Origin of the sequence: Haloarcula sp. NS06 (assembly GCF_051122755.1) — an archaeon.
Taxonomy (GTDB): domain Archaea; phylum Halobacteriota; class Halobacteria; order Halobacteriales; family Haloarculaceae; genus Haloarcula.
This window is the reverse complement of the sequence record NZ_CP184844.1, coordinates 1816424-1843326: the sequence shown is the minus strand read 5'-3', so window position 1 is coordinate 1843326 and position 26903 is coordinate 1816424. Positions and strand designations below refer to the sequence as shown.

Below are 26903 nucleotides of genomic sequence, written 5' to 3'. Positions count from 1 at the left end.
CTCTAGGACTCCTGTCTGACGCCCCTGAACTCGAACCGTGCGCCACCGGTATCGCTCTCAGTAACGGACACCGACCAGTCGTGTGCCGCCGCTATTTCCTTGACGATAGCGAGACCAAAGCCAGTGCCACCATCGGTAGTGGTGTAGCCACTCTCAAATACGGTTTCGTGTTGTTCAGCCGGGATGCCGCCGCCATCATCGGCGACATAAAAGCCAGACTCACCGATAGTGCCGATCTCGACAGTAACGGCCGGGCCGCCGTGTGTCACGGCGTTGTTGATGAGGTTTTCGAGGAGTTGGCGAACCCGACTCTCGTCGGCATAGATGGTACTCTCGGCAGGGACCTCAAGGGTGGCATCAGACGTCTCAACGGCGTGCCAGCAGGACTGCACAGTCGATTCGAGGTCAAGCGGTTCCGTTTCGGATACCGTGTCCCCTTCACGGGCGAGAGTCAGCAGATCCTCGATGAGTTCCTTCATGCGGTCGATTGCACGGTAACAACGGTCGAACTGCTCGTCATTGCCGGTGTCTCTGGCGAGGGCGAGTGAGCCTTCGAGGACGCTAAGCGGGTTCCGGAGGTCGTGGCTAACGATGCTGGCGAACTCTTCGAGTCGGTCGTTCTGCCGCTCCAGTTCTTCTCGGTACTCGATGCGGTCGGAGATATCCCGGGAGATAGCAACGAGTCTATCTATCTCTCCGTCAGCGAAGATCGGTGTCACCTGCGTCTCCCAGACACCAGTCGGGTGGAGGTCCCGTTCTTCGAACGTGATGGTTTCACCGGCCGAGACACACCGCTTGTAGTGGTCGGCGATTCGACGACCGCTGTCCGGGCCGGCAGCTTCGACTGGGGTCTGACCGGTCAGTGACTCGGTGTCGAATCCGCTCTGTCGTTCGTAGGCCTCGTTTGTCCGGACGTAGCGGAACGTCGGATCGTCTGCCGACCCCTCGATGTCGACGAGTGCGATGGCGTCGTTGGTGTTCTCGAACACCGCTTCGTACTCGTCGGTGAGGCGGGCCAGCTCCCGCTCGCGCCGTTTCTGGTCGGTGATGTCGGTCGCAACGACACAGAGAGCGTACGGCTCGCCGTCCTCGTCGAGTATCGGCGTCTTCCGCGTCAGATGCGTCCGCTCCGTCCCGTCGACGGGAATTACCGTCTCGACCTCAACGGTCTCTTGCTGTTCGAGGGCCCGTTGATCGTCAGCGTGGGTCTGCTCTGCGATGTGGTCGGGAAGAATATCGTAATCGGACATCCCGACAACAGACTCGTCAGCGCCGATCCCGTAGAGGTCACGGGCCGCACTGTTGATGAAGAGAAAGCGACTGTCGGTATCTTTCATCAGGATGTACGTCGGCGCTGTGTCGAGAATGACCTGCAGTTTGCGGCTCGTGTCTTCGAGTTCCTGTTTCCGTTCTTTGTGGTCGGTCACGTCCTGATGGATTCCCACCGCACGGACCGGATCGCCGTTCTCGTCACGCTCAAACACCTTGCCGATGTCACGAATCCATCGGTAATCGCCAGTCGCCGTTTTGAGCCGGTGGTCACATTCGTATATTTCCGTCTCACCATCGAGGTGGGCGTTCAGTGCTTCGTAGGTCCGTTCGAGATCCTCGGGGTGGATCAGTTCGTCCCAGGTGTCGACCGTCGGGTCGAGTTCGTCAAGCGAGTAGCCCAGCATATCCGCCCAGCGCTCGTCGAAGGTGACTTCGTCTGTCTTGATCTTCCAGTCCCAGACGCCGAGTTCGGCACCGTCAAGCGCGAGTTCGTGGCGCTCGGTGAGCGTTCTGAGCTCCTGCTGCCGGTCAAGTCTGGAAAGGGCTTCCTCGGTGTTGGCAGCGAGGGTTCGCATCAGTGAGACCGATGCGTCCTCGAACGCGGCAACATCGGTCGATGCGGCGATCAGCACACCGTGGTCGCCCAGTGGAATCAGGAGTTCGCTACTGATGTCCGTGTCTGGGTTGTAGCGGTTGGGGTGAGTGGAGACATCGTCGAAAACACGCTGTTCACCGGAGTCGAACACCTCCCAGACGAGACTGTCGCCCTCACGAAACGTCGGATGGTCGTCGATAATCGCCTGTGCCTCGTCAGTCACTGCAGTCGGCCTGAGAGCGTCGGCGGACTCGTCGGCGAGAAAGACTGCACTGAGTGGCAATCCAAGCAGATCACGCGCGGTTTCGACGACCAGTTCGGCGACAGCCTCGCGTGACTCGACGTGCATCAGCTCCCGCGTCGTGTCGTGCAGCGCCTCGATACGCTGCTGTCGTTGCCGGCGCTCCGTTATCTCCTGAAACTGCGAGAAGATCGCAACAGTCTCCCCGGTCTCTCGGATGATGCGGTTGTGCCACTCACAGACGATCTGCTCACCATCGCCGGTCTCGACGTCGAGGACCGTGTTGTAGCCGCCGCTGCCTTCCTGTAGAGCCGTGATTGTCTCTTCGACTGCATCCAGCTCCGAGTCCGGGACGAGCGTCTCAAACCCCTTGCCGACGAGCGCCGATTCTCCACGCCGCAGGATCTCCTCACCTTTCTCGTTGACCTGAACCACCTCAAAGCTCTCGTCCCACTCGATGACGCCGAGCGGTGACTTATCGATAAACAGCGAGAGTCGCTCCCGGCTCGCGTCCAGTGCCCGCTGTGATCGGTACTGCTCGACCGCGTTAGTGATACGGTTGGCCAGAATCGTGTACTGATCAGTGCCTTGCTGTTTCTGGAGGTAGTCAGTCACACCGGCCGAAATTGCCTCGCTAGCCACTTCCTCGGAGCCTTTCCCCGTAAAGAGAATAAACGGGAGATCTTCATCGACGGCCCGGACGGATTCCAGAAGCTCGATGCCGTCCTGGCGGGGCATATCGAAATCCGAGACGACGCAGTCGATCGGTTCCTCACTAAGCCGGGTGAGTCCCTCGTTCGCCGACGTTGCCGAAACCACGTCGATCCGGTCGTCGGTACGGCTGAGAAACGCCGCCGTCATCGACGCGAACTCGGGATCGTCCTCAACATGTAGGACTCGTACGGCATCGGCCATGAATGATACGTGGGCGTGTCCCACGAATAAGTATTTGTGCCGATCTGTTCGAATGACAGGAATCAGTGCCACCGCGTGGAGCGATCTGACCCCGAGGGTAGGCCGGCCGCGTTACTCAGCGCCCCACTCGCGCTGGGTCTTTGGCCGTTCGTCGATGGCCTGGACAGCGAGTGGTTGATCAGCGGAGTTGATCGCTTCCAGTGCCGCCTCAGCGCTCTCGTGGGTCGAGAAGTACGTCACAGTCTCCTCAACGCAAGCTTCCAGCACATCGCGGTCGCGGGAGAGAACGAGGTCGACCTCGCCGCTCTGGATGGCGTCAATGATGGCGTCGGTGTCTTCGTAGTCGTCGAAGTCCTGTACGTCGAAATGCTCCTCGAATCCGAGGATGGGCAGGTCGACGATAGCCGTTCCCTCAAGCGGGATTGCCTTGCCGACGGCCATCTGTGCCTTCTGGTAGGCCTTGCCGAAAGAGCCGGCGGTCCCCATGACCTCGCCGGTGGATTTCATCTCCGGGCCGAGACGCGGATCCGAACCCGGCAGGCGGTCGAACGGCAGGACGACCTCCTTGACAGAGACCTGCTCGGGAATCTGCTCCTGCACGTCGAGTTCCGAGAGCGTCGCGCCGGACATCACCTTGGCGGCGATTTTGGCGATTGGAACGCCAGCCGTCTTGGAGATGAACGGAACGGTACGGGACGAGCGTGGATTCGCTTCGAGGACGAACACCTCGCCGTCACGAACGGCGAGCTGGACGTTCAGCAGACCGACGGTATCGAGCGCGTCGGCGATGTCCTCGACGACCTCGCGGATGCGCGGCATCACGTCCTTGATCTCCTGGGACCGCGGCGGAATCATACAGGAGGAGTCGCCCGAGTGGATGCCCGCTGTCTCGACGTGTTCCATCACGCCGCCGATGAGGACGTCGTTCTCGTCGGCCACGGCGTCAACATCCAGTTCGACGGCGTCGGCGAGGAACTCGTCGACCAGAATCGGCTTGTCCGGGCTCACGCGAACTGCTTCCTCGATGTACGTTTCGAGGTCTTCGTCGTTGTACACCACGTCCATCGCGCGGCCACCGAGCACGTAGCTCGGGCGAACAAGGACGGGGTAGCCGATATCGTGGGCTAGGTCAAGGGCCTCTTCTTTGGAGGTCGCGGAGCCGCCTTCGGCCTGTGAGATGCCGAGTTCGGCCATCAGCTTGTTGAACCGGTCGCGGTCCTCAGCGAGGTCCATCGCGTCGACGGAGGTCCCCATGATCTCACAGTCGAGGTCGCGGCGTTCGAGTTCCTGTTCGAGCGGGTGGCCGATGTCGACGGAAGTCTGGCCGCCGAACTGGACCATCACGCCGTCGGCGTCGGTCGCTTCGATGACATCGGCGACCTCTTCTGCTGTGACTGGTTCGAAGAATAGCCCGTCAGAAGTGTCGTAGTCGGTCGACACCGTCTCGGGGTTGTTGTTGACGACGTGAGCGTCGATGCCCAGTTCCTCCAGCGCGCGGACGGCGTGGACCGAACAGTAATCGAACTCTACGCCCTGCCCGATACGGATGGGGCCGCCGCCGACGACGACGACGCTTTCGAGGTCCGGGTCGATCTGGAGCTCGTCGCGGTCGATACCCGACAGCGGGTCCCGCGTCGAGTAGTAGTACGGCGTCGTCGCCTCGAACTCGCCGGCACAGGTGTCGACGAGCTTGAAGTCGCGGTCGGTCGTGTCGGTCTCGACGTCCTCGATCTGCACACCGCTACCGTCGGTCGCTGCCTCGACTTCCGGCTCGTCGCCGCCGTCTCCATCGAGATCGGCCGGGAGCCAGGAGACGTGCGTGTCGTTGAACTCGCCGCCGGCCAGCGCCGTGATCTCCTGATCGGTGAAGCCGGCCTGTGCGGCAGTCTCGTAGTCGCCCTCGCGGGCGGCGTCGGCGGCGTCAGCGACCTCTTTGAACCGCTCGACGTACCACTCCTTGATATCGGTGATTTCGACGACTTCCTCGACGGTGTAGCCGCGGCAGAACGCCTCGAACATCGCGTACGGGCGGTCCGGCGTCGGCTTTTCGAGGTACTCCGTTTCGAGTTCCGCGTCGTCGATCTCGTTGAAGTCAGCGGCCGGGTTGTACTCCGAGGAGCGAAGTGCCTTCAGCAGGCTCTCGGGGAAGGTCCGGCCGATAGACATCGCCTCGCCGGTGGATTTCATCGCGGTCGAGAGCTCGAATTCCGTGTCGCGGAATTTGTCGATAGGCCAGCGCGGCACTTTCGTCACGACGTAGTCGATTGCCGGCTCGAAGGCAGCAGTCGTCTCGCCCGTGATTTCGTTGTCGATTTCGTGGAGGCGCTTGCCGAGCGCGACCTTCGCGGTGACACGGGCAATCGGGTAGCCGGTCGCCTTCGAGGCCAGCGCCGAGGAGCGGGAGACGCGGGGGTTGACCTCAACCACGCGGTACTCGCCGCCGGGCGTGCCGTCGTCGTGCCAGGCGAACTGGATGTTACAGCCGCCCTGAATGCCGAGGTCGCGAATGACCTTCAGCGCAGAGTCGCGCATCTCCTGATGGCCCTCGTCAGGAATGACTTGCGAGGGAGTGACGACGGTCGACTCCCCGGTGTGGATACCCATCGGGTCGATGTTCTCCATGTTGCAGATGATGATACAGGAGTCGTCGGCGTCGCGCATCACCTCGTATTCGAGTTCGACCCAGCCGGAGATGGACTCGGTGATGAGGACCTCGTTGTTGCGCGAGAGGCGCAGGCCCTTGCGGACGCGTTCGATGAGTTCGTCCATCTCGTCGACGACGCCGGAGCCGGAGCCGCCCAGCGTGTACGTCGTGCGTGCGATGACGGGGAGCCCGCCGACCTCGTCGACGGCCGCTTCGACGCGGTCCACGAGCGACTCCTCGTCTAAGTCGGTGACCGACTCGCCCTCGTCGAGCGTGATAGTCGTCGAGCGCGGCACCGGTTCGCCGATGTCCTCCATCCGCTGTTTGAACAGGTCGCGGTCCTCAGTCGCGTAGATGGTGTCCAGTGGCGTGCCCATCACGTCCACGTCGTACTCGTCGAGGACGCCCTCCTCGGCGAGTTCAGCCGTGACGTTCAGGCCGGTCTGGCCGCCTAGGCCGGCGATGACGCCGTCAGGGTTTTCCTTCCGGATGATTTCAGAGATGGCTTCGGTGTTGATGGGTTCGAGATACACCTTGTCCGCCATCTCCGGGTCAGTCATAATCGTCGCCGGGTTCGAGTTCACGAGCACGACGCGGGCACCCTCTTCCTGAAGGGCGCGACACGCCTGTGCGCCGGAGTAATCGAACTCGGCCGCCTGTCCGATTTTGATCGGGCCACTGCCGATGAGCAGGATTGTACGGTCCTCGTCCGCTGTCATTGTACGAGCGGAGTCTACACATCGTAATAAGCCCGGCGAAACAATGCGAAGCTCGAAGCCTAATTTCGAATATCGTAATGTATGTCCGTCACATAGTCGGCTATCTTACAGACGAGTCTCGGTACAGCAGACAGACGGTAGCGGCGCTGAGAACAGTCAGTTGTCGCGGTCTGGAACGCGATACCGGTAGGGCTGGCCCTGAATGACCTCGACCTCACCGGACTGGGCACGACGGCCAAGGACTGTCGCAACACGGTGGGCGCTCCCGAACGCCTCGTCGTGTTCTTCGAGCAGGTCACAGATTTCGCGTGCCGTCAGTGTGCCGTCAGCGTCGGCTTCTTCGAGCACTGACAGAATGAGCTCGAACTCTCCCTCACGTATAGCCATACACAGTTACAACACCGCTTCAACCATATAACACCGTCAGACAACAGTCAGACGGCAGATTTCGGGAAATCAGCCGACGGCGGCATGTCCCTGACTGTCGGACAGTTCAGGGTCGCTGTCTGTCGCGTTCCCCCAGCGCTGTCGGACCCACGCCGGCCGGGAGACGGTTGTATCGCCGACCGCGGAGTACCGGATTTCGTAGCTGACCGGCGCCTTTCTGGAGCGGTCCCAGTACGAGACGGTGAGCGACTGGACGAGGCCATCCGGCCGAACAGTTGCCCGAACGCTGTAATTGTTGGCCGGTTTGAACGCCGCCGGCGGCTCCGTAGCCGTGAGCGTCACGCTACAGGTGTCACAATCGTCTCTCGGACGGTCGACGCTGACGTTCGTCGCGAGGTAGGCTTCGATGAGTCGAGCGGGGTCGGGGTCGAGTACCCCACTGACCGGGGTTGGCCGCCGCGTTGCGGTCCAGGCCCCCTCGGCTCGCTCGTCGTAGACGTAGCGTCGGTTGGGGTTGTTATACACTCGCTTGGTGTAATTCTTGTTGATGATTTCGGTTCGGAACTGGTAGCGGTACTTGTCTTCGACGACAAGCGAAACGATCTGTGTTCCCCACTCCAGCGACAGTCGCATTCCAAGCACGTACGAGCGGTTCTGGGTCGCACGCCGATGGGCCGCCGCAAGTCGCCTGGCATCGACAGCGTCCTCAGTCACGGCGGGGTCGGACCGGCCGTCCTGTGACTGCTCAGGGACCGGAACTGGCGTCACCGTCTGTCGCTCCGCCCCACCGAAGGCTCCACAGCCCGCACAAAGTAAGAGCACAAGCAGGACCGCGATACGACCCGCCATGCGTGGGTATGCGAGCCAGCGCTACTAAGTATGCAGGTCGCAGTCGCCCTCAGATCGCGGTATCAGATCGGCCGTCAAAGTTCCGCTCGTCGCGGTACTGCTCAACAAATGCGTCAACGTCGAACTGGAGCATCTGCTCCTCGAACTCCGCCATCACGTCGTCGTCCTCGGCGTGGCTGATAGCGTGTTCCATCAGTTCCACGAGCAGTTCGACGACGATTTCGTGAAGACGGCGGGAGTCGAAGTCACTCACCCATGCCAGCGAGAAGCCGACCGACCCATCCTCGCTGGTGTCGGCGGCGACGACCTTCTCGGGGAACTCCTCCATGACGACGCCCATCAGATGGACGGTGGTGAACTCGTCGTAGTCGTCATTGGTCTCGATAGTCGCGTGTAGCACCTCAGTGAGAAACTCCGGAACGAACCGTGCTAGTGGGTGCGGGTCTAGCACGACGCCGTGAGTCTGCCCGCAGTCACACGCGAACTCCCGCATCCCCAGATGGAGGTCATGCGTGTCGACGAGTTCGCCACAGGCCAGTTCGAGTTCGGACTCGCGCCCGCCGGGCACGCGCGGTTCAGCCATTGCTTGTGATTGGTCGCTCTCGTGGTTAAAGGCCGCGATACAAACTACAGCGGCTCAGAGTCCGCCGATGGACTCTGTTTCCTGTGTATGGTCGAGGTCGGTCACCTGGAGGTACGCCACGGTCATTACAGCGATGGAGAAGACGCTGACAACACCTGAGAAGACAGTAGAGACCGTCACCAGGACCATCGGCGGCAACGAGACCGGGAGGAAGCTGAAGGCACCTCCGAGAACGATTCCGAGCACCGCGAGCACAATGGCCAGAACAAACGTCGCGAGGAGGTTGTCAATGACGATGCTGACACTGTTACCGATTGATTCGGCGATTCCGCTATCGTTCAGCGCAATCTCTTGTCGGACAAAGAAGAACAAGAGTGCAAACAACAGTCCGGGGATGATAAGCAGAATAATACCGATACCCACCGCGAGACTGGTGAGAATGCCGGCTGCGATCGCGATTGCAACGGTCTTGCCGAGCCGTCGGCCCACATTGTCGGGAATCGGCTCACGGTCGTCGCTGGCAAAAGCACGGATCGCGACAATATTTAGCGCCTCATTGACCACAAACAGCACAAGCGCACCGACGCCAGCAACTGCAAGCGGCAGGTCGAGTGCCAGTGGAGTACCACCAGCCATTGCTGCCTGACTTACCTGTACGTCGCTCGGCAGTTGTCCGAGAAACAGTTCTGTAAATGCCCGCGAAAGTGACGCATAGACAACAGAACTGACTAGTCCGTACACGATGAATGCGCCGGCAAATATTGCTCCACGCTCGCTGAGTAGTTCGTCGATACCGTCTTGGAAGGCACGGCCGATTTGGAGGGCCATACACACCACCCTAACCGCTGAAATATAAAACTGAATGAATATTTTGGCGTGAACGAAAGCCCGAAACCGGTGGCCGGGGAGTACTCACGCCCAACCCTCAGAACCCGTCGTCGTCCTGATCCGCCCGCACCTGCAGGTATGCGTCCGTAATCACTGCGAGACTAAACGCCTGCACCGGTGCGTTCAGTACCATCGAGACGACCTGCAGGACCGACTGAGAGGGGAGGTTGAATGTGCCGGGGAGGACCATTGATACGACGGACGCCGTAGAAGGAATGCCTGGAATAATGCCGAGAAGCGCCAAGAGGAACAGCAAGACGATGATTTGTGCGGGGGCGTCCATGAACCGCGCGACGGAGTGCTTGAGTGTCGCGACGTAGCCGCCGTCGTACAGGGCAATCGACTGCAGCAGGTAGACGAGTGCAAGGCCGACGACCGAGAGAGGAGACCACCAACAAGCCCGGCCAGTCCTCCCAACAGCGGACGCCCACTGGCATTCAGTGCGGACGAACTCATCGAAAGCGCAAACGTGAGAACCGCGACACCGCCGCCGAGGACAACAGCCATAACGGCTCTATCAGACGTATTCTCATCCATGATTTCCCGTGGCTCCGCGAACAGCCTGATCCCCCAGAACTTGATGAGTTGGCCGATGAGCAGAAACAGGAGAACCATCACGACGGCGACCGGCATTGCAACATCAAGGCTGAATGGCCCGGTGAAATCCGACACCGAGAATCCCGGTGCACCTGCTCCCGCAACGCTCCCCGGCCCAGCGGGGCCGCCCATGTTCATCATTTCGTCGAACAGTGCCGCTGTAAATGTGGAGCTTGCGACAGTGTTCCCGAGGTTGAACAGGAGGAAAACCCCCGTAATCAGGAGTCCATCCTCGCTGAGAAGGGTATCGAGACCGCTACGCAAGGCATCGCCGATCTGGAGGGCCATATCTTCAGTCGCTCTCCGAGAAAATATAAAACTCGTCGAATCGTAGATTCCCGCCGACAGCGGGACTACGCCGCTTACGGCCAGTCGTCGCGCTGCTCATCCTCGTCAGTTGTCGCGTCCGGCGTCTCCGGTTCGCCGAGGTCCCAGTCGGCCGCCTCCGCGGCCTGCGTGACGGGGAGGTACTCCCAGCCCGCCGCCTCGGCGAGATCGGCATCCTCGTCGTCAGCGCCGACGAAGACGTGCCGGTCAGTGTCGAACTGCTCTTTGACGTTTTCGAGGCTCTCCTCGCGGCCGCGCGGCCCCGAGAAGAAGTCCTGTCTGATCCGGTGTTTCCGGGTAAAGTTAGTCACGACGTAGGTGGGCTGTTCGGAGATGACGCCGACGTACTCGGACCACTGGCGCGCGTCGTTGAACACGCTGTCCGGGTAGGCCAGTTGCTTGAGGGCGTCGAGGTCGAACGCGAGTGTCATATCGCCGCTGCCGCCATCCATACGCGACTCTCCGCTTTAGGGCGAAAAAAGAGCGTCGTTCTCCCGTCAGCAGTTACTCGCGATGCTGGTCCGCCTGTGTGAGTCGGTCCGCTTCCTCTTGAACCGCCGCCATCTCGCTGGCGGCCTGTGGGTCGCCCTGACCGTGGCCTCGATTGACCGACGCATCGAGTAGCGAGCCGGTGAAGCTGCCGCTCTCATCGCCTGTCTCGTCTGCCTCACCCGACTGGCCGCTACGGTGGATGAACCAAGCAACGACGCGGGAAAGGGCGGTACGCATACGTGTGACTACGTCCGCAGCGCGTAAAAATATCGGTGTCGGCAGGCCTTATTCGGCCGGCGCAGGCGTCTGCGCCTTCACTTCTTCGAGGTCCACTTCCTTTTCGAGCAGTAGTTCCTTCTTGTCTGCGACCTGGCGCTCCTGGCGGATGAGCTTCTTGAACGTCGACTGCTGTGAGAGGTCGCCGATCAGCACGCCGCCGATGAGCTGTCCGTCCTCGAAAGCGAGGCGCCGCCACTCGCTGTCGGAGTACTTCCGCTCGGCCTCGTCGTCGCCACGGGTCGGGTGACCGAAGGAAAGGAACGGGAAGTCAAAGTGCGTGATGGAGTACGAGGAGACCCAGCGGAACTCCTTTTCTTCGGCGTCCGCGACCATGTTGGTCCCGGCAACCGACCCTTGCTCCTTGGCCGAGCCCCACGCGCCGTTTTGCGCCTGAGAGTTGAGGATGGTGTCGTAGAACTTGGTGAGGTCACCCGCAGCGTAGATGTCCTCAATGTTTGTCTGCATGTACTCGTCAACGACGATGCCGTCGTCGAGTTCAAGCCCGGTCCCGTTGAGGAACTCGGTGTTGAAGTCGAGACCAATGGCGACGCCGGCCCATTCGCCGTCGTAGTGGTTGCCATCAGGGTCGACCGCACCGGTGACTTTGCCGTCGTCGTCGACCTCGAAGTGGTCGACACCGGACTCGAAAACGGGTTCGACGCCGTTCTCTTCGAGCGCCTCGTGGATGATCTCTGCGCCCTCCTCCGAGAGCGCGTAGCGCCACCAGCGGTTGCCACGCATCAGGTACTTCGCGTCAATTTCCTGTGCGGCACAGACCGCCGCGAGGTCGATGCCGAGCAGTCCAGCCCCAACGATGATACCCTGGTCGGCCTCGTCAGCGTGCTCACGGATGCCACGCGCGTCCTGGAACGTCCAGAAGTGGTGGATGCCGTCGGCATCACTGTTCTCGACCGGGACCTGGGCCGGCGTCCCACCCGTGGCAACCAGCAGCTTGTCGTATTCGTAGGTGTCTCCCTCGTGAGTCTGGATCTCGTGAGCATCGGGATCGATGTTCGTCACGTGGGTGTTCAACTGGAGGTCGATGTCGCGCTCGTCGTACCACTCCGGCTCGTGGATCGAGATCGGCGCTTCCGGCAGCTTCCCCTTGGCGAACTCCTTGATCAGGATCCGGTTATACAGTGCCTCCCCCTCGTCGGTCAGGACTGTGACCGACGCGTCCGGGTCCGCTTCCCGGATTGTCTCGGCTGCGGACGCACCCGCGATGCCGTCACCGATGATTACGTGCGACGTGCTCATGTACGGCCGATACGAAATCGGGCTTAATGTGGATTGCTATCTGCGTATCGTTTCCGATAGCGAGGTGAACACAGCTGAAGACACCGATAGTCGGGGATTTGAAGGCGCTGGGGCCCGTATCCGATACTGAAATGAAAATCTACCAGAACCCGCGCCACTGGGCAAGCAAGAAGGCGCTGACCACACCCGGTGTCCGGTCGGTGGCCAACTACGGGCTGGTGAAACTCCACACCAAGATCTTCCTCGGGAAGGCTGACGAGGCTCACCGAGAGGAGCGGCGCGACCACCTCGATGATTTCTTCGACGCCACGATGGACACCTACGTGGCCGCGCTGCAGGCAGACTACTCGGAGGCCGAGGCTCGGGAAATCACTCACATTCAGGCGAACTTCGACTTCTACAACCACGGCTGGACGGAGATGATGGAGTTCCCGGCTGACGAACTCGAAGCCCACTACGAGCGGTACGCGGACTTCTTCGACGCGCACGGCATCACCATCGACGACCCGCTCGGGGCGTTCCGGCCGGCCGACGGCGTCGCCGATGCGCCGTCGACACCAGAGCGACTGGACGAGCCGGAACATCCCCACGCCGTCGGTGGCTTTGCCGACGACGTTTACGTCGAAACCGAGGACGGGGAGATGGTCGTCGGCGGCGGCCGCGAGGAACCGGACGACGTGAGCCCGACCGACGCGCCGGTCATCGACGAGGACGACGTGGAAAGCGCGGCCGGCGACTGAGCCGAGCGGCGGCCGAAGACGTGTTTTTCTGTATCAGCCGTAATCAGAAGAGTCGGCCGACACGTGGCCGGAGGGTAAACTATCGGTTCGGGCAGAAAACGCTCAGCGTTGGGCTTCCGAAAGCGGCGAATCGTCGGTTTTCGTCGCCGCAGACGGGTCGCGTGCGATGCGGTCGGCACACTCGAAGCCCGCGACGATACCGCCGTTGAGCGAGCGCTCCGGGTACTGGGCACGCGAGGCCATCCCGGCGTAGTAGAGGCCGTCCGCGACGGCATCGCCCAGGTCGTATGGAATGACCATGTCAAGATAGCCGCGCTCGTACACCGGGGCTGTCCGGGGGTTGCGGCCCGTCCGAATCCAGTTGACAGCATCGCGGTCGAACTCGGGGAAGAGGGATTCAATGCCCTGCAGCCAGGTCTCGGCGACCTCGTCGTCGCTCTGGTTCCAGATGGCTTCGGATTCGTCCTGAATGTAGCGGGCGACGTACAGCAGATGCTCGCCGCCGTACCGCTCCGCGGAAACGAAGTTCGTGTGTTCGATGAGCGCGCCGAAGGGGGCCTCATCGGCAATGTTCAGCCAGTACGTATCCAGCAGGGGTTCGTCCATGCTAATGACCGAACACACTGTCCCCTGAAAATCGATGTCACAGGTGTAGCCGGTCAGGGCTTCCAGTACGTTCGGCATCGTCGCGACAACGACGCTGTCAACATCGTGAACCGTCGTCCCGGTTCCGTCCGTGGCCGTCAGCGACGAGACAGTCCCGCCGCTCGTATCGACTTCGGAGACGCGCGTGTCAGTGACAATATTGTCGCGGCCGACGGCGTCGACCAGCGCGTCGAGTAACCGGCCGAATCCGCCGTCGAAGTAGCCCAGAATCTCGCCGTTCAGGATGTCCCGCTCGCCGCGGAACTTGACACGGCCGAGCAGCCACGCCGCGCTCACGTCGTCTTTCCGGTCGCCGAACTTCGCGTCGAGCAGCGGCTCGAAGAAGTTCTCGTAGACGCCCCGCGAGGTGTGCTCGACGACGAACTCCTCGATAGGCACGTCCTCGAAGTCCTCCAGTCGCTCGTAGGTGTCGAAAGAAGGGATGCCGCCGCGAACGTCGATATCGAGGACGAGCATGCCCAGCCGGAACGTATCATACAGCGAGAGGTGCGGATACGAGAGAATTTCCCAGGGCTTGTCCATGGGGTGGACGACGCCGTCGACGTAGTAGGCGTTCTCTCCGATGTGCCACTCGACCGCGTCACCGAGGCCCAGTTCCTCGGCGAGGTCGACGATTGTTTCCTCAGATTTCGAGAGATGGTGATAGAATTTCTCGATGGGGTCCCCGGCCGTCTCGTAGGTCGCTGCTAGGCCGCCGAGGTCCTCACTCGCTTCGAACACACGAACCTCGTGGCCACGTTGCTGGAGCCGGTACGCTGCTGAGAGGCCGGCGATACCGCCACCGACGACGCCAATCATACCCCGACCTATCAGCGGTTGTGGGATTTAGTTTGCGCTTCGGTCGCCGCCGTCTCGGTGTCGTCGGGCTGTGGGTTGTCTTCGGCCTCGCCGGCCGTCACCGCCTGCCGGAATTCGAGAACAGCGACCGTCCCCGTCGGGTGGTTGTCTTCGAACCAGAGCGTCCCGCTGTACAGCTCCATCATGACCGAGACGAAGTAGAGACCGAACCCGTCGGCGGTCTGGTCGGGCGAGAGCCCGCGCTCGAACACTTTCGTTTTTAATTCGTCACTCATGCCCGGGCCGTCGTCAGCGATGCGGACTTGGAGCCAGTCACCGGCCTGCTGGACCAATATGGATACCTGCGGGGTGTCAGCGCTGTTGTGGTCGACCGCGTTCCGGAGGATGCTCAAGAGGACCTCTTCGAGCAGTTCGTTCGCCTGCACGCTGTAGTCCTCGTCCAGTTCGCAGGAAACCGATACCGAATCGTACTCGACCCGGAGCAACTCAATTGAGCGACGGAGCGTGGCGTTGAGGTCGACGGTATCCAGCCGCTCGGCTTCGCTCGCTGTCACCGTGTTGTTGATGTCCCGGATCGTTTCGCTCATTTCCGTGAGCTTCCCACACCAGTCGCTGATGCTGTCGAGATGCCGCTGTTTCGGTGGCGGGACATCGTCCCTGATGTGCTCCGCGCGGCCGCGAATGACGACCATCGCGTTGTGTAGCGAGTGTCTGAGGATGCCGTTGAAGAACTCTATCTGTTCGCGGCGTCGCTGGACCGAACTCCGACTCTGGCGGAGTTCGCGCTCGCGCTTGACCTGGTCGAGAGCCACCTGCGTCGTCTGTGCGAGAATCGCAGCGTATCGCCTGTCTTCCGTAGCGAAGGTGCTACCGTATGCGGTGATTGCCATCACGCCGTGGGCGCCAAGCGGCAGCATAAGCGCGTTGTCGATGTGTTCGAGTCCGTCCTGCTCGAGCGTGACAGTCTGTATCTCACCACTTTCGTACGTCTTCCAGAGTTTGCTTTCGGGCTCGTCCGTCGGCGACCCGTACAGCAGTTCTTCCTCGACGTTATTTTCGATCGTCTCGCTGATGACAGCCGGTTCAAGAACGTTATTATCTTCGAGAAACACGCCCGCCGCGTTCTGGTCGAGAACGGCCGTCGCGAACTCGACGGCCATCTCCGAGACTTCCTCGGCGGTCTCTGCTTCAATGAACTGCTGGGTCGCGGCCTGTAACGCTTCGAGTCGGTCCTGCCGGCGCTGTTGTCCGGTGACATCCCTGAGCACGACGAGGCGACCGCGCTCCGTCCCGGACTGATCGGTAAGGCTCGTCGTCTGTGGGTTGTAGTAGGTGAATGAATCCCCAAACGAGAATACTTCGCCGCGCTCGATGTGGCCAACGAGCTCTGGGGCAAGGTCGTCGAGTGGCTCTCCGTCAGGGTCCGGGTGATCCAGCGTGCTGGCCGCCGCGGCGTTGTAATCGATAATAACGCAGTCGTCGTTGAGCGCGATGACCGGGTCGGGGAGGTTGTCGACGAGGGTATCACCCGACAGCGTCGTCACAGACAGGGATTTGTCCCTGAATAGCGCCCAGCCGACAAACAGCATACTGACGGCGAACACAACCGGGGTGAAATCGATAACGGGATGGGGCGTGTATCCGAAGTCATACAGCAGGGCGACAATCATCGGTAAGGCACCTCCGGCTCCGATTATCGCAGTCTGACGCCGGTAGATGTTTTCTGAACGTGACAGTAATTCAATGAGAAATCCGTACCCGAGCAGCGCCGGGATATAAGAGATTGCCAGAGTAGCCGCGAAGGCAGCTCCACGCTGAACAGCGAGCAGCGTCACGCCGTTCTGAGTGATGGGGATAGCCGTCGCCTGACCGAAGCGGCCCTGACCAAGCAACAGCAGCAGCACGTCTGCGTTCGCCATAACGAGGACCGGAATGAGGCGGGATGGGCGGAGCCACGAGCGGCGACCGGTGTAGACAAGCACAAAAACAATCCAAATAGCGATTATCTGCGAGGAGACGGTTCGGGCTATCACGTAGGCCGTCTCTACCACTTCAGGACTAGCGGCCATGATTTTCACAATGGAGATGGCACACCAGCATCCGCCAGCCAGCGCAAGCCAGCCGTACTGGCGATGACCGGGGCCATCTCGGTTTCGACCGGCGATAACCGCAACTACAAAACCAATGAGCGCCCCACCCGCGTTCCCGAGGATGGCGACCGTGGCGATGTCGACATCCATAGCGATACCTATTCCAACGTCAGGTTTCCCAGCATTATGCCTTTGGGCCGCGTTCTCAGTACTGGGAAACGGCCACAGTGTCGGTTCGCTACCTTTTTGCCTACACTGCTGAAACTCGCAGGCATGCTGACAGTCCGGGCGCCGGCTACCAGTGCGAACCTCGGGAGCGGCTTCGACGTGTTCGGCGTTGCACTGGAGCGTCCGGCCGACGTTGTCCGTCTGGAGAAAGCCGACCGGGTGACCATCGAAGTAACCGGCGCTGGCAGCCAGTATATCCCGGAGGACCCCGACAAGAACACCGTCGGCGCGGTCGCTGACGCACTCGATGCGCCGGCACGCATTCAGATAGACAAGGGTGTCCGTCCCGCGTCGGGGCTTGGCTCCTCCGCGGCCAGCGCCGCCGCAGCGGCCGTCGGGCTGAACGAACTGTACGACCGCGGCTACTCCCGCGAGAAATTGGTCCCTATCGCCGCCAAGGGCGAGGCTGTTGTCTCCGGAGACGCCCACGACGACAACGTCGCCCCCTCGATTATGGGCGGATTCACCATCGCGACCGACAAAGGCGTCACACAGGTCGACGCCGATATCCCGCTTGTCGCGTGTCTGCCCGATATCGTCGTTTCGACGCGGGACGCGCGTAACGTCGTTCCAGAGACTGCCCGCATCGACCAGATGGTAGAGACAGTGGGTAACGCCGCGGCGCTAACGACCGGGATGCACCGCGACGACCCCGAACTCGTCGGTCAGGGGATGCACGACACCGTGGTGACACCGGCTCGCGCGAAACTCATCGACGGCTACGAACAGGTCCGCGAGGCCGCGCTGGCGGCCGGTGCGACTGGCGTCACCATCTCTGGGGCCGGTCCTACAGTCATCGCCGCGTGTGCCGAAGAAAACCGCCGAAAGATTGCGAGTACGATGCTCGACGCCTTCGGCGAACGCGGTGTCGACGCCCGCGTCTATCAGACGCGCATCGGCGGCGGCGCTGAAGTGTTCTAGGACTGACGGTCCGCCGCCGCTGTCACACAGCCGGACGGCCCCGCCCGTACCGGCTGTCGTGTCAGCTCCTGAGTGAGTCGGAAAGCAGCGTGTCTATCCGCCCTGCACGTACTCGTTGCGAACGTCTCGGAGCACTGCCTCGGCGTGGCCCTTGGGGTCCGGGTCGTAGACGGACTTGATTTCGCCGTCGGCCAGCACGAACGTCCGGCGGTCCGTCCGGCCGCCGCTGGTGTCTAGGCCGAACGCTTCGGCGACGGTCCCATCGGGGTCGGCCAGCAGGTCGTACAGCAGTCCTTCCTCCTCTGCGAACTCGTCGTGGGTCGCCACGTCGTCCATCGAGACGCCGTAGACGGTGATACCGCCTTCACGGAACTGCGGGAGGTGTTCCTGGAAGTCCCGGGCTTCAATGGTACAGCCGCCCGTGAAATCTTCGGGATAGAAGTACAGCACGGTCGGCGCATCGAAGTCGGGCGAGACGGTCTCACCGAACTGGTTCTGTGCCCTGATGTCGGGAGCCGGTGTGCCGGGTTCAAGCATGATCCCGTATTGGCCCGGGACGCCTACACACCTTTGGGTGGCGGCAGCGTGACCCGCCAGCATGATTTGGACAACCATTTAACCGACCCCTTGGAAACGCTGACTATGTCGAATCCGCGAATCCTGATTGTTGGGCCGCCGGGAGCCGGCAAAGGAACCCAGAGCGCCAACCTCGCCGAAGCGTATGGCGTCGAACACATCACGACTGGTGACGCCCTTCGGGCGAACAAGGACATGGATATCAGCGACATGGACACCGAGTACGACACGCCCCGCGAATACATGGAAGCGGGCGACCTCGTGCCGGACGCGGTAGTCAACGCTATCGTCGATGAAGCCCTCTCGCAGGCCGACGGGTTCGTGCTCGACGGCTATCCGCGCAACCTCGAACAAGCCGAGGAACTGGAAGGGATGACCGACCTCGATGTGATCCTCTCGCTGGACGTGTCCCGCGAGGAACTGGTCGACCGACTCACGGGCCGACGGGTCTGTGACGACTGCGGAACGAACTACCACGTCGAGTTCAATCAGCCCGAGGAGGACGGTGTCTGTGACGAATGTGGCGGCGAACTCATCCAGCGTGACGACGACAACGAAGAGTCTGTCCGCAACCGACTGGACGTGTTCGACGACAACACTGCCCCGGTCATCGACCACTACGGGGACCACGACGGCTTCGTCGCCATCGACGGCGAGCAGACGCCCGACGAAGTCTGGAGCGAGATTCAGGACGCTGTCGACGCACACACGGCCTGAGACGCGACGGAACTACCGTTCGAAGTCGAGACAGTCGAGACAGTCAGAGTAAAACGTTGATATGCCGTCGCACCTCAAGCACACACAATGGCACGTACCGCGCCGAAGGTAGAACGACTCGCCGAAGACGGCGAGGCAATGACTGATGCGCTCTTGACGGTACTCGCTGCGGCCGAAGAGAACGGGACCGTCACCTGGAGCGACGTGAGCGACGACCTCACGAGCGGCGAGTGGGGCCGGCTCATCGAGTCCGGCCTGCTTATTGACGCCGACGGCGAGGGGTTCGTTATCGACGACCCCGAGGGCGTCCGCGAGGCGCTCGAAGAGTCTGATGCGGCACCGAGCGATGATGATGAGGACGGTGGCTGGTCGAAGTGGGACAAGCTCGCCGGCCTCGGAACGCTCGGCCTGTTTGCCGGCTACTCCATGACCTCAGTCCGCGACGTTATTGCGGGCGACGTCATCAATATCGTCCTCGGGCCGCTCAACGATATGCTGCCGTTTTACGTCGTTATCCTGGTGCTTGCGATTATCACCGGAACCACCTCGACGATTCTGCAGGACAATCTCATGGACATGTCGGGGATGAGCGACCATCAGGAGAAGATGGAAGACCTCAAAGAGCGTCGCAAAGCCGCAAAGGAACGCGACGACCAGGAGGCGCTGGACCGCCTCGAAGACGAGCAGATGGAGCTGATGACAGACCAGATGGGGATGTTCAAACAGCAGTTCCGCCCGATGGTGTGGATCATGCTGGTCAACATCCCGCTGTTCCTCTGGCTCTACTGGATTGTCTTCGGAGCCGGCGTCGACGCGAGCCCGGTGATTACGCTCCCCATCTTCGGCGAAGTCGAAGCGTGGAGCAACAGCGTTGCCGGCCCAGTCCAAGCGTGGATTGTCTGGTACTTCCTGTGCTCGCTGTCGTTCACCCAGATCATCCGGAAGGCGCTCAATGTCGAGACGTCGCCGACCGGATAGGCGCGAAGAGACAGCCCTTTCTATTGGGGCCCCCCGAACATCTCTATGTTGATTACCGTCTCCGGCCCGGCCGGCAGCGGCAAGAGCACACTTGCCAAGAGCCTGGCCGACGCCCTGAGCTACGAGCACGTCAGCGGCGGTGACATCTTCCGCTCGCTGGCTGAGGAGCGTGGGATGACACCGCTCGAACTGAACAAAGCCGCAGAGGAGGACGACCAGATCGACCGCGATCTGGACCGTCGACTGCGGGACATTGCTGCCGAGCGTGACGACCTCGTGCTGGAGTCTCGACTCGCCGGCTGGATGGCGGGTGAGTACGCCGATATAAAGCTGTGGCTGACCGCGCCGCTCGACGTGCGCGCCGACCGCATCGCGACGCGGGAGAACAAGCCTTTCGAACAGGCCAAGACTGAGACGCGTGAACGCGGTGAGAGCGAGGCTCAGCGTTACAGCGACTACTACGACATCGACTTCGACGACCTCTCTATCTACGACCTGTCGGTCAACACCGCCCGCTGGGACCCACAGGGCGTGCTGAGTGTGACGCTCCACGCCGTCGAATCGTACAGCTCCGACGGCGACGAGGGGAAGGCACCGGTCGAGAACGTCCGGTACGAGTTCTGAGCCGATGACACTCCGTGCCCCGCCCGACGAACGGGATCTTGATTCGCTTCGCTCGTTCGGCGTCGTCAACCTGGATAAACCCCCGGGCCCGTCGGCCCATCAGGTCGCGGCCTGGATTCGCGACGCCACCGGTCAAGACCGGGTCGCCCACGGCGGAACCCTCGACCCGAAAGTGACGGGCTGTCTGCCCGTGTTGCTCGGTGATGCCGCTCGGATGGCCCAGGTGTTCGACAACGCCATCAAGGAGTACGTGACGGTGCTCGAACTCCACGACCAGGCTCCGGCCGATATCGCGGATATCGTCGCCGAGTTCGAGACGGACATTTACCAGAAGCCACCGCGAAAGAGCGCAGTGAAGCGCCAGTTGCGTTCCCGCCGGATTCACTCACTGGATATCCTCGAACAGGGCGAGCGCCGGCTGCTCCTGCGAGTCCGGTGCGCCTCGGGGACCTACATCCGGAAACTGTGTCACGATATCGGGCTGGCGGCGGGGACCGGCGCACATATGGGCGACCTCCGCCGGACGGCGACGGGGACCTTCGACGACGCGTCGCTGTCGACGATGCACGAACTCGTGGACGCGCTGGCCTTTGCTGCAGACGGGGACGAAACGCAACTACGGGAGATTATCCAGCCGGCAGAGCGCGCGCTGTCCCACCTGCCACGGGTCACGATTGCGCCCAGCGCCGCCCGTGAAGTCGCCGAGGGCGCGCCGGTGTACGCGCCGGGCGTCATCGAGACCGGGCCGGCGGAAGTGGGTGGAGCGACACCCGAGGTGGATTCCCAAGTCGTCTCCGTCACTCCCGACGGCGCTGCGGTCTGCCTGGGGACGCTCGTCGGCGACTCGGACGCCGATAGCGGCCTCGTTGTCGAACTCGACCGCGTGTTGGTGTGAAAACGGCGAACCCACCCGCCCCGCGGGAAAAACTAAGACCACATACCGCATATTGGTAGCATGGATCGATGGGTCGACCCCAACGAGGCCGACCCGGCGCAGTGGCGTGGAACGGGGCCGTACGAAGACCTGCGCCGGGGCGCTGAGACGGTCTCGGTGCTCGAGCGCGCCTTCCGGACGCCGTTGCCGTATCAACACGAGGTCGACATTCACCACGACGACAGCGTCGCCGAACAGTTCCAGTCCAGTGAGTACGAGCATGCGCGCATCATCTACAACAGCGGCGTGGATGCCAACCAGCGTATCAAACTCCTCACCCGAGGAGTGCTGTGGGGCGGCGGTGAGACACACCAGCGGTTCCAGGCGCAGTACCGCCGACCACCGCCACCGACTGAGACCGTTCCGTTCGGCGAGTACACCGTCTGGAGCCGGTACCAGTACGGGACCATTGAACGAACTGACGACGGGTTGACCTTTACCAAGAGTGAGGCGGAGCCGGATGAATCGCTCCAGGAACTCGACTGGGCGGCCCTGTTCGACCCGGTTCAGGAACGGCTCGCTGAGCTGGAGCTGGTTCGGAACCCGTCGTTCAGCAAGTACCGTCTCGAAGAGCTCGACGAGTGGGCGACCTACCGGACGCGGTTCCAGTACGACCCGAGCGCGTTCACTGTCGGTCCCTGATTAGGTTATATATAATAAATCAGGATGGGGCGGTACACAACGTCATGAACCACCTACTAACTGCAGTCCCGCTCCAGCCCGGTGGCGGGTTCCTCGAACTGGCGCTGTTGTTTCTCGTCCTCGCTGTCGTTGCCGGGCTGGCCGGACTAAGCGGTGTGGCGGGGCTCAGTATGCGAATCGCGAAGATTCTCGTCGTCGTCTTCCTCGTCCTGATGGTCGTTAGCTTCGTCCTGTGACGCCGACCCCACCGGACAGTATCACCGCCACGCCGTTTCTGAATCCTTTTATCCACGTGACGACTTCTATCGGATATGACCGAGCAGGACGCAGCCGACGACACGGCCGCGACAGAAGAGTCGACCGCGAGCGAAGCGCAAGCGGACGGCGACGTCGACGCTGATCTCGAGGATGCGCCTGAAGATTTCGATGCGGACAAGGTCGACCTTGGTGAGTCCGATGTCGACGAGGACCTGATCGACCGGGTCACTGAATCGGACCCTGAAGATATCGCTCGAGAACTCTCCGCGCTGCGGACGCGCGTAGACAGTCTCGAATCGCAGGTCGAACAGCAGGACGATGACATCGAGGAGCTAGAGGAGAAGCTCAAGCGCAAGCAAGCGGAGTTCCAGAACTACAAGAAGCGGATGGACAAACGCCGCGAACAGGAACAGAAGCGTGCCACAGAGGACCTCGTGACGCGCCTGCTCGACGTCCGGGACAATCTGGAGCGTGCGCTTGAACAGGACGAGGACTCCGATATCAGAGGGGGGGTCGAGTCCACGCTTCGCCAGCTAGACGACGTGCTCGATGCCGAGAACGTCGAAGTTATCGACCCCGATCCCGGTGGAGATGTCGACCCGACACAGCATCAGGTGCTCGCCCGCGTCGACAGCGACCAGCCGGAAGGGGCAATCGCCGATGTCCACCGGCCGGGCTACGAGATGGCCGACAAGGTGCTGCGCGAGGCACAGGTCACCGTCAGCGAGAGCGAAGAGTAGCGGGCAACCCTGGCGGTATAGCGGTCGTATTGCGGTACATTAAATAATCACCGGTCAGGGAAGACCACCGAGTATAAAACCGCCCGGAGGAGGCCCCTTTGTCCGTTTTTCCAATCAGTACATCTAGCAACTTTTAACCGGCCCAATCCGCTATGAGCGGGTAAGATGGCGAGCAACAAGATTCTGGGTATCGACCTTGGGACCACGAACAGCGCGTTCGCGGTCATGGAAGGTGGCGACCCTGAAATCATTGTCAACGGCGAAGGCGAGCGGACAACACCGTCCGTTGTCGCGTTCGACGACGGTGAGCGGCTTGTCGGGAAACCGGCGAAGAACCAAGCGATAAAGAACCCCGACGAGACCATCCAGTCGATCAAGCGCCACATGGGCGAGGACGACTACTCGGTCGAACTGGACGGGGAGGAGTACACCCCCGAGCAGGTCTCGGCGATGATCCTCCAGAAGATCAAACACGACGCTGAGGAGTACCTCGGCGACGAAATCGAGAAGGCCGTTATTACGGTTCCGGCCTACTTCAACGACCGCCAGCGCCAAGCGACCAAGGACGCTGGCGAAATCGCCGGCTTCGAGGTCGAACGGATCGTCAATGAGCCGACCGCGGCCGCGATGGCCTACGGCCTCGACGATGAGTCCGACCAGACCGTCCTCGTGTACGACCTCGGTGGCGGGACCTTCGACGTCTCCATCCTCGACCTAGGCGGGGGCGTCTACGAAGTTGTCGCGACCAACGGTGACAACGACCTCGGTGGCGACGACTGGGACCACGCCATCATCGACTACCTTGCCGACGAGTTCGAGGCCGAACATGGCGTCGACCTGCGCGACGACCGGCAGGCCCTCCAGCGCCTGACCGAGGCCGCCGAGGAAGCCAAGATCGAGCTTTCCTCGCGCAAGGAGACCCGCATCAACCTCCCGTTCATTGCGACTACGGATGACGGTCCGCTGGACCTCGAACAGAAGATCACGCGCGCGAAGTTCGAGTCCCTCACCGAGGACCTCATCGAGCGCACCGTCGGCCCGACGGAGCAGGCGCTTGCCGACGCGGACTACACCAAGAGCGACATTGACGAGGTCATCCTCGTCGGTGGCTCGACGCGGATGCCCCAAGTGCAGGACCAGGTCGAGGAGATGACCGGGCAGGAGCCCAAGAAGAACGTCAATCCCGACGAGGCCGTCGCGCTGGGCGCGGCCATTCAGGCCGGCGTCCTTTCGGGCGACGTGGACGACATCGTCCTGCTCGACGTGACGCCGCTCTCGCTGGGTGTCGAGGTCAAGGGTGGCCTGTTCGAGCGACTCATCGACAAGAACACAACCATTCCGACCGAGGAGTCGAAGATCTTCACGACCGCCCAAGGCAACCAGACGCAGGTCCAGATCCGCGTCTTCCAGGGCGAGCGTGAGATCGCCGAGGAGAACGAACTGCTTGGCGCGTTCGCACTTTCGGGCATCCCACCGGCTCCCGCAGGCACGCCCCAGATCGAGGTGTCGTTCAACATCGACGAGAACGGCATCGTCAACGTCGAAGCCGAGGACAAGGGCTCGGGCAACAAAGAGGACATCACCATCGAAGGCGGTGCTGGCCTCTCCGACGATCAGATCGAGGAGATGCAACAGGAGGCCGAACAGCACGCCGAAGAGGACGAGCAGCGCCGCGAGCGCATCGAAGCGCGCAACGAGGCCGAGGCGTCCGTCCGCCGTGCCGAGACGCTCCTCGAAGAAAACGAAGAAGAGATCGACGAAGACCTCCAGTCTGACATCGAAGCGAAGATCGAGGACGTTGAGGAAGTTCTCGAAGACGAGGACGCCACGAAAGAGGACTACGAAGAGGTCACCGAAACCCTGAGCGAGGAACTGCAGGAAATCGGGAAGCAGATGTATCAGGATCAGGCCCAGCAGGCCGCAGGCGGCGCCGCGGGCGCTGGTCCGGGTGGCGCGGCCGGCCCCGGCGGTGCTGCTGGACCGGGCGGCGCAGCGGGCGGCACGGCCGGGCAAGGCGAAGAGTACGTCGACGCCGACTTCGAAGACGTCGAGGAAAGCGACGAAGACGAGTGAAACGAGTCCGAAGAGCTTTCCTCGGCTCGATAGACGAGCGTTAGCGAGTCTATCGGTGTCTTGAGAGGCGAACGAAGTGAGCTTCTCAAGCTTGACGAAGACGAAGAACGCGAGTCACGTCACTTTCGTCGGCACAACGGCAACGAAAGCTGACCTGCGGGCAGACCGTCCCCGGAGTGTGACTTGCTGACTCGGTCACACCGGTTTGGCGTCGGCCCGGAAGACGGCCAAAACAAGGCGGAGGCGGCGCCTGTCCATCACACCGCCGATCCAACCATTTTGAGGCAACAGTAGGCAGTGGTAGGTGCGTCACTGGCCCGCTGCGCTCACGACAGTGGTCCGTTACTGGCTGACTCTGTTGCATTCTACCATTAGCATTTCCCGAAACTGGCGGAGATGGGACTCATTGAGTGGGACCGAGAGACCCACTGCGTAACACGCGGCCCGGAGTATCAGCGGCTTCGACCACTACTTGTGTGCCTCGCCGAGTATCACGACGAGTGAGAGAAGTGGGCGGTGACGGCCCGTGCACATGGCTCGCTAATCTTGCTCTAGTGGAGTCATCTCCACGACGCCCTGTGAGAGGAGGCGGCGTGCGATGACGATGAGTCCGTTCCTGAGTCCGGTCGCGAAGATGGCCTGTTCATCGCCAGTCTGTGGGTCGATTGAGCTGACGAGCATTGCCGACCGATCGACGAGCAGCAGTCGTCCGACGGCAGCGTCCTCTTCTGGCGTCATTCCACTGTGAAGCCAGTCCAGTTCCGACAGGAACGCGGTGGCACGTGGGATTTCCTGTTCCACGCGATCCCGTATCAAGGCGGACCCAGTCCCGACGATGAGGTCGGTGCTCGCGTCAAGCGAATTGAGTTGCTCAATCAGCGGGTCGGTGAGGACCGCTTCGGAAGCGATGACGAGGACCACTTCGTCGGTCGCGTCCTTGCTGATCGCCGCGGCGCGGTTCTCGATAGCATCGGACCCGGAGAGCGACCAGACCTCCTGTAACTCGGCCTCGTCATCGTCGGATTCGATGCGTCCCATCTCGTTCAGTGCGGACTGGAGGCGTTCGACACGCTCTTCGTACTGATCGCGGAGCGTTTCGGTGGCCTCAGAGAGTGGGACAGCCCGGAACTGCTGGGGGCTCGAATGCTGGACTTCGACAAGCCCCTTCGCTTCGAGAATCCGGACAGCGTCGTAGACGCGCGTCCTTGGGACGTCAGTTACCTCGCTCAATCCTTTGGCCGTGCCGCTGGACATCCGAGAAAGTCCCACAAAACACTTCGCCTCGTACTCTTTCAAGCCCAACTCCTGCAGTAAACTGATCGCTTCTTCGTGTGTTGCATCAGATGTCATGTGTCCCAACCTTCATCTCGGTGGAAGCCGAGGATATGTAGGGAGATGATGCCCACAGGTAAAAGACGTTGTTACTGCCACACTGTCGGCTCTCACCTGAGTTAGCGCCGCTCGGTGCGGGTTCGGAGCGCATTATGACAGCACGGCACCAGTTGTCGCAGGTACTGGTCTGCGTGTCGGCCGCTCCGATGCCGTGCCCTTGTTTACTCAGTTAATCACACAACTGTTATACATCGGTCCAGAGTAGAGTTAGTTGGCACGCAGCGTCCTATGTGTCCCAACCACATCTGCTGCGTGCCACTTTCACGAAAACTGTACGCGCAGGGTTCAAGCGGTACGCCTGGAATAGAAAGTCTAACGGATAGCTATTATATCATTTTGCAGTCATAAACAACCAGTTACAACCGGTTCTAAACACTTTGACCGGCTTTTAGTCGGTAATCAGGTATTCATTTTATACATCATAATTCCGACTGATGAATTGACAATAGAATTAAGATGTTTGATTAACATATTTCTAGTA

At 61.4% G+C, this 26903-nt stretch carries 25 protein-coding genes; 11 read left to right on the top strand and 14 right to left on the bottom strand.

The window, feature by feature from the left end:
- Positions 1–2 precede the first annotated feature (2 nt).
- From ACODNH_RS13350 to ACODNH_RS13320, 7 genes are all read right to left on the bottom strand, one after another.
- Positions 3–3023 (bottom strand): PAS domain S-box protein, encoded by a 3021-nt coding sequence (locus tag ACODNH_RS13350; RefSeq protein WP_306704892.1) that lies wholly within the window; start codon positions 3021–3023, stop codon positions 3–5.
- 111 nt (positions 3024–3134) lie between these two features.
- Positions 3135–6386 carry a carbamoyl-phosphate synthase large subunit gene (gene carB / locus ACODNH_RS13345; protein WP_306704890.1) on the bottom strand — a complete coding sequence of 1084 codons (3252 nt, stop codon included), beginning with the start codon at positions 6384–6386 and terminating at the stop codon, positions 3135–3137.
- Between the two features lie 156 nt (positions 6387–6542).
- Positions 6543–6773, bottom strand: coding sequence for a hypothetical protein (locus ACODNH_RS13340; RefSeq protein WP_306704887.1), 231 nt, complete (start codon positions 6771–6773; stop codon positions 6543–6545).
- Between the two features lie 69 nt (positions 6774–6842).
- Entirely contained in the window at positions 6843–7622 is a 780-nt protein-coding gene (locus tag ACODNH_RS13335; RefSeq protein WP_434530412.1) for a hypothetical protein, read from the bottom strand.
- A 49-nt stretch (positions 7623–7671) separates the two neighbouring features.
- The gene (locus ACODNH_RS13330; protein ID WP_011224755.1) at positions 7672–8205 is read right to left on the bottom strand and encodes a DUF5815 family protein; all 534 of its coding nucleotides are present in this window, start codon (positions 8203–8205) and stop codon (positions 7672–7674) included.
- Positions 8206–8259: 54 nt separating this feature from the next.
- Positions 8260–9033 (bottom strand): hypothetical protein, encoded by a 774-nt coding sequence (locus ACODNH_RS13325; protein ID WP_306704882.1) that lies wholly within the window; start codon positions 9031–9033, stop codon positions 8260–8262.
- A 97-nt stretch (positions 9034–9130) separates the two neighbouring features.
- Positions 9131–9376: a hypothetical protein gene (locus tag ACODNH_RS13320; RefSeq protein WP_434530411.1), complete on the bottom strand. Its 246-nt coding sequence runs from the start codon at positions 9374–9376 to the stop codon at positions 9131–9133.
- A 15-nt stretch (positions 9377–9391) separates the two neighbouring features.
- Here ACODNH_RS13320 and ACODNH_RS13315 point away from each other — a divergent pair, with 15 nt between their 5' ends.
- On the top strand, positions 9392–10024 hold the full coding sequence (locus ACODNH_RS13315) for a hypothetical protein (RefSeq protein ID WP_434530410.1): 633 nt from the start codon (positions 9392–9394) through the stop codon (positions 10022–10024).
- Between the two features lie 28 nt (positions 10025–10052).
- On the opposite strand, the gene ACODNH_RS13310 is transcribed toward ACODNH_RS13315, so the two are convergent.
- Genes ACODNH_RS13310 through ACODNH_RS13300 form a run of 3 tightly spaced genes read right to left on the bottom strand, consistent with a single transcriptional unit; the run spans position 10053 to position 12045 of the window.
- Complete coding sequence (locus ACODNH_RS13310; protein WP_306704877.1) at positions 10053–10469, bottom strand: DUF7124 domain-containing protein; 417 nt, start codon at positions 10467–10469, stop codon at positions 10053–10055.
- 52 nt (positions 10470–10521) lie between these two features.
- Positions 10522–10746: a hypothetical protein gene (locus ACODNH_RS13305; RefSeq protein ID WP_306704875.1), complete on the bottom strand. Its 225-nt coding sequence runs from the start codon at positions 10744–10746 to the stop codon at positions 10522–10524.
- A gap of 48 nt (positions 10747–10794) precedes the next feature.
- Positions 10795–12045 (bottom strand): NAD(P)/FAD-dependent oxidoreductase, encoded by a 1251-nt coding sequence (locus tag ACODNH_RS13300; RefSeq protein WP_306704873.1) that lies wholly within the window; start codon positions 12043–12045, stop codon positions 10795–10797.
- A 131-nt stretch (positions 12046–12176) separates the two neighbouring features.
- Here ACODNH_RS13300 and ACODNH_RS13295 point away from each other — a divergent pair, with 131 nt between their 5' ends.
- On the top strand, positions 12177–12785 hold the full coding sequence (locus ACODNH_RS13295; RefSeq protein ID WP_306704871.1) for a DUF6149 family protein: 609 nt from the start codon (positions 12177–12179) through the stop codon (positions 12783–12785).
- Between the two features lie 102 nt (positions 12786–12887).
- On the opposite strand, the gene ACODNH_RS13290 is transcribed toward ACODNH_RS13295, so the two are convergent.
- Positions 12888–14249 carry an NAD(P)/FAD-dependent oxidoreductase gene (locus tag ACODNH_RS13290; protein ID WP_434530409.1) on the bottom strand — a complete coding sequence of 454 codons (1362 nt, stop codon included), beginning with the start codon at positions 14247–14249 and terminating at the stop codon, positions 12888–12890.
- Positions 14250–14260: 11 nt separating this feature from the next.
- Complete coding sequence (locus ACODNH_RS13285; RefSeq protein WP_434530408.1) at positions 14261–16489, bottom strand: histidine kinase N-terminal 7TM domain-containing protein; 2229 nt, start codon at positions 16487–16489, stop codon at positions 14261–14263.
- 123 nt (positions 16490–16612) lie between these two features.
- Between ACODNH_RS13285 and ACODNH_RS13280 the strand changes: the two genes are divergently transcribed.
- A complete protein-coding gene (locus ACODNH_RS13280) occupies positions 16613–17488 on the top strand; it encodes a homoserine kinase (protein ID WP_434530407.1) in 876 nt (291 codons plus the stop codon).
- Positions 17489–17581: 93 nt separating this feature from the next.
- Here ACODNH_RS13280 and ACODNH_RS13275 read toward each other — a convergent pair whose 3' ends face one another.
- On the bottom strand, positions 17582–18025 hold the full coding sequence (locus tag ACODNH_RS13275; protein WP_306704862.1) for a peroxiredoxin: 444 nt from the start codon (positions 18023–18025) through the stop codon (positions 17582–17584).
- Positions 18026–18130: 105 nt separating this feature from the next.
- Between ACODNH_RS13275 and ACODNH_RS13270 the strand changes: the two genes are divergently transcribed.
- From ACODNH_RS13270 to dnaK, 8 genes are all read left to right on the top strand, one after another.
- Positions 18131–18781: an adenylate kinase gene (locus tag ACODNH_RS13270; RefSeq protein ID WP_434530406.1), complete on the top strand. Its 651-nt coding sequence runs from the start codon at positions 18131–18133 to the stop codon at positions 18779–18781.
- A gap of 87 nt (positions 18782–18868) precedes the next feature.
- Entirely contained in the window at positions 18869–19759 is an 891-nt protein-coding gene (locus ACODNH_RS13265; protein ID WP_306704857.1) for a DUF106 domain-containing protein, read from the top strand.
- Positions 19760–19804: 45 nt separating this feature from the next.
- Positions 19805–20383, top strand: coding sequence for a (d)CMP kinase (cmk, locus tag ACODNH_RS13260; RefSeq protein ID WP_306704855.1), 579 nt, complete (start codon positions 19805–19807; stop codon positions 20381–20383).
- 4 nt (positions 20384–20387) lie between these two features.
- Positions 20388–21278, top strand: a complete 891-nt coding sequence (locus tag ACODNH_RS13255) for an RNA-guided pseudouridylation complex pseudouridine synthase subunit Cbf5 (protein WP_434530405.1) — start codon at positions 20388–20390, stop codon at positions 21276–21278.
- Between the two features lie 60 nt (positions 21279–21338).
- Entirely contained in the window at positions 21339–21959 is a 621-nt protein-coding gene (locus tag ACODNH_RS13250; RefSeq protein WP_434530404.1) for a hypothetical protein, read from the top strand.
- 44 nt (positions 21960–22003) lie between these two features.
- The gene (locus ACODNH_RS13245; RefSeq protein WP_306704848.1) at positions 22004–22195 is read left to right on the top strand and encodes a DUF1328 family protein; all 192 of its coding nucleotides are present in this window, start codon (positions 22004–22006) and stop codon (positions 22193–22195) included.
- Between the two features lie 75 nt (positions 22196–22270).
- A complete protein-coding gene (locus tag ACODNH_RS13240; RefSeq protein WP_306704847.1) occupies positions 22271–22957 on the top strand; it encodes a nucleotide exchange factor GrpE in 687 nt (228 codons plus the stop codon).
- Positions 22958–23122: 165 nt separating this feature from the next.
- Positions 23123–25030: a molecular chaperone DnaK gene (dnaK, locus tag ACODNH_RS13235; protein WP_306704844.1), complete on the top strand. Its 1908-nt coding sequence runs from the start codon at positions 23123–23125 to the stop codon at positions 25028–25030.
- Between the two features lie 540 nt (positions 25031–25570).
- Here dnaK and ACODNH_RS13230 read toward each other — a convergent pair.
- Positions 25571–26380: a TrmB family transcriptional regulator gene (locus ACODNH_RS13230; protein ID WP_306704842.1), complete on the bottom strand. Its 810-nt coding sequence runs from the start codon at positions 26378–26380 to the stop codon at positions 25571–25573.
- Positions 26381–26903: the final 523 nt, after the last annotated feature.